Below are 2,820 nucleotides of genomic sequence, written 5' to 3' on the forward strand. Positions count from 1 at the left end.
GCAGGTCACACCTCGGTTAGAGACCGGACCCTTACACAGCTAATGAAACACCCTCTCTGGTGGTAGCCCCGGATCGTGGAGTGCGCCAACGGCTCCGGGCGAGACAGCAGCGACGAGGTGAAGTCCTCGACGTCCTGCGGCCGCCACTCCCACGGATAGGTCCCAGCGAAACGGAAGAACCGCTTCACGCCAAACTGATGCACCCGGATCGTGCCTTCTGACAGTCCGCGAGAACGCATCGACACGGCGTACCGGCGCAGCATCTCATCGAACGTCGAGCGAGCCGGGTCCAGCAGCAACACCGGAGCCAGGGACCGGACCTCACGGGTCACCACCCACACCTCACGATTCCTTCTACTGCATCAAACATGCTGTGAACGTATCATGGAGTCTGTCAGCGCAACGAGAGGTCTGCGATCGGACGGTTTCCTCCGGAGCGGTGTTCGCAGCATGCAGCAAGCCCCGATTAGGCTCTTGACCAGGCAAAGAAAGGGTTGGATCCGCCGAAAGCCACGCGGCAGCGAAGCCGCTCAGTCACGTCGAACCGGTCCCGCGGTGCGCGGTGAGGCCGAGTCAACAACCAGACCATTGATTCATCCAATGCATCTCTGCTCGCTTGTCTACGCCAAGCCGCAGTGCGTGCAGTGTGACGCGACCAAGCGCGATCTCAACAGCCGCAAGATCGAGCACGAGACCGTGGACCTCACCCAGAACCCCGACGCTGTGTCGAAGGTGAAGGAGTTGGGCTACCAGCGCGCCCCGGTCGTGGTGACTGAGGAGGATCACTGGAGCGGATACCGCCCGGACAAGATCAAGGCCCTGGACCCCAGCGCCGGCGGCCGCCGGCAGAGCGGGTTAGATGCAGCAGCCCCGCGCAGCCGCATCGCCCTGTGACACAACAGCAGTGACCCCCGTCCTCGAGTTCGAGGGCGGGGGTCACTTGTGTCTGGGAGGGACGGCGCGGTTCAGATGTACATCGCTACCGCCGTCGCCACGATGAGGACCGGCGTCCCGAGGACAGCCCCACCGAGGAACACCCCGCACGCTTTGAGGAAGCTGTGCCGGCCCCCGAACAAGGCAGTACCGAGCACCGCCAAGACGAGGCCCCCGCTGACCACCAACATGGTGATGACGAAGACCATCGTGCCGGTGTCACTGAACCCATCGCCGCCCATCTGTTCAACCTACCTTCCGGCTCCGACGCTGCCCCGAATCTCATCCACAGAGCTCTCAGATCGCTGTCTCGCATAGTGATATCTGGGCGGCGTATCCGCAGCACCTTCCAGCAGCTCCAGGAGGTCGCCCTGGCGAGGATCGACCCCCTCAGTGATGGGCTCCGAGTCGTCGGTGCTCATGCGGACTCCTGGTCATAGAACGGCCACCACCGACTACTCAGGTCGGCATCATCAATCCACATCAGGATCGCCCTCAGACAATCCGAGCAGTACCCGACGAACCAGGTCCCCGTCCCCTCCGGCACGGACCGCTGATAGGCGCTCAGCATGTGTGCCCCCCGGCCCGCCGTGATGCAGTCCTCCAGCTCCAGCAGCTCGTTTGCCTGGCCTGCGTTCTCCGGGGCCGGCTCATCGAAGGCGAGGCCCCACTCATCCATGAGGTAGTCGATCGCTTCGTCCTCGTGCACGTCGAGCCACCGCCGCATCAGCGGGTAGTCCAGCGCAGCGGGGCGGTGGGTGACCACCGCCGGATCCACGTCCTCCCACATGACCTCCGAGAGAAACGCGGCCTCGTCCGCGCGACCCCTCTGGACAGCAGACCGGCCCGCTCCCAGAAGCGTCATCCAGTCCACCTCGAACGGTCGCCCCTCCAGCTCGATCTTCCGTCCCCGATCCAGATACTTCCTCTGCTTACGCATCACTGTCTCCTCGTCGTTGTCCTTCCTCTCGACAAGCGCCGCCGCCACGACAGCTGCCACCGCAGCCGCCGCCCCCGCACCCATCCCGTCGCCGTTCCTCGACACCCCATCGCTGTTCCCCGATCCCCCGTCGCCGTTCCTCGACGCCCCTCAAAGCCCCCACGTCGCCTACCAGCTTCCTCACCAATCAAAACCATGCACGCAAGCACTACGTGGTTGGTGCGCTACGCTGGCCGCATGCGCGGAGGAGTTCAGGTCTGGCGACGTGGCGTTGACGGCCACGGAATCCGCCATGCCACCGCCTACGCCCTCCAGGGCGGCTGCGACGCCGCCGAGGTCGAGCAGCAGGTCTCCGCCGGCGCAGACGCGGCCGTCGCGTACGGCCCCGATGACGCCCCCACCGTGGTCCGCCACACCGCCGCCGCCGAGGGCATCCAGCGCGATCGCCTCGACGCCGAGCAGCTGCGCGCATGGATCGACGGCGCGGACCCGCAGACCGGCGAGCAGCGCGGCCGTGCGATGACTTCCCCGGACGCACACCTGCTCTACGACGCCACGATCAACGCGCCCAAGTCGTACTCCCTCGCCGCCGTGCTCCACCCGGAGCTGCGCGAGGAGTTCGACGCTCTGATGGACCGCGTGACCGAGGAGACGGTCACCGCGTGGAGCGATGAGCTGTCCACCCGCCGAGGGGCCGGCGGGAAGCAGCGGATCGGTCTCGCGCAGATCGAGGTGGTCGAGCTGGACCACGAGCGCTCCCGGTCGCTGGACCCTCACGCGCACCGCCACCTCTGGCTGAACGCGAAGGTTCAGGGCGAGGACGGCAAGTGGTCCAACGTGGACTCGCAGCAGGTGTTCCGGCACCAGGTTCTCGTCAACGCGCGCGGCGAGCGGTCAAGTCCCAGGTAGTGGTGTAGCGATCCTTCGATGAGGGGTCAGGCTGTCAG

Annotated in this window: 5 protein-coding genes; 2 read left to right on the forward strand and 3 right to left on the reverse strand. The window is 65.9% G+C overall.

Annotated features, from left to right (window positions below):
* Positions 1-5 precede the first annotated feature (5 nt).
* Complete coding sequence (locus INT49_RS20625; RefSeq protein ID WP_319021722.1) at positions 6-332, reverse strand: phage integrase N-terminal SAM-like domain-containing protein; 327 nt, start codon at positions 330-332, stop codon at positions 6-8.
* A 268-nt stretch (positions 333-600) separates the two neighbouring features.
* Between INT49_RS20625 and nrdH the strand changes: the two genes are divergently transcribed.
* A complete protein-coding gene (nrdH, locus tag INT49_RS20630) occupies positions 601-894 on the forward strand; it encodes a glutaredoxin-like protein NrdH (RefSeq protein ID WP_193119604.1) in 294 nt (97 codons plus the stop codon).
* Positions 895-965: 71 nt separating this feature from the next.
* On the opposite strand, the gene INT49_RS20635 is transcribed toward nrdH, so the two are convergent.
* Both INT49_RS20635 and INT49_RS20640 read right to left on the reverse strand, forming a co-directional pair.
* Positions 966-1,175 (reverse strand): hypothetical protein, encoded by a 210-nt coding sequence (locus INT49_RS20635; RefSeq protein ID WP_193119605.1) that lies wholly within the window; start codon positions 1,173-1,175, stop codon positions 966-968.
* Between the two features lie 176 nt (positions 1,176-1,351).
* Complete coding sequence (locus INT49_RS20640) at positions 1,352-1,978, reverse strand: hypothetical protein (RefSeq protein WP_193119606.1); 627 nt, start codon at positions 1,976-1,978, stop codon at positions 1,352-1,354.
* Between the two features lie 132 nt (positions 1,979-2,110).
* Between INT49_RS20640 and INT49_RS20645 the strand changes: the two genes are divergently transcribed.
* On the forward strand, positions 2,111-2,782 hold the full coding sequence (locus tag INT49_RS20645; RefSeq protein ID WP_193119607.1) for a relaxase domain-containing protein: 672 nt from the start codon (positions 2,111-2,113) through the stop codon (positions 2,780-2,782).
* Positions 2,783-2,820 lie beyond the last annotated feature (38 nt).

Origin of the sequence: Brachybacterium tyrofermentans, from assembly GCF_014897585.1 — a bacterium.
Lineage (GTDB): Bacteria > Actinomycetota > Actinomycetes > Actinomycetales > Dermabacteraceae > Brachybacterium > Brachybacterium tyrofermentans.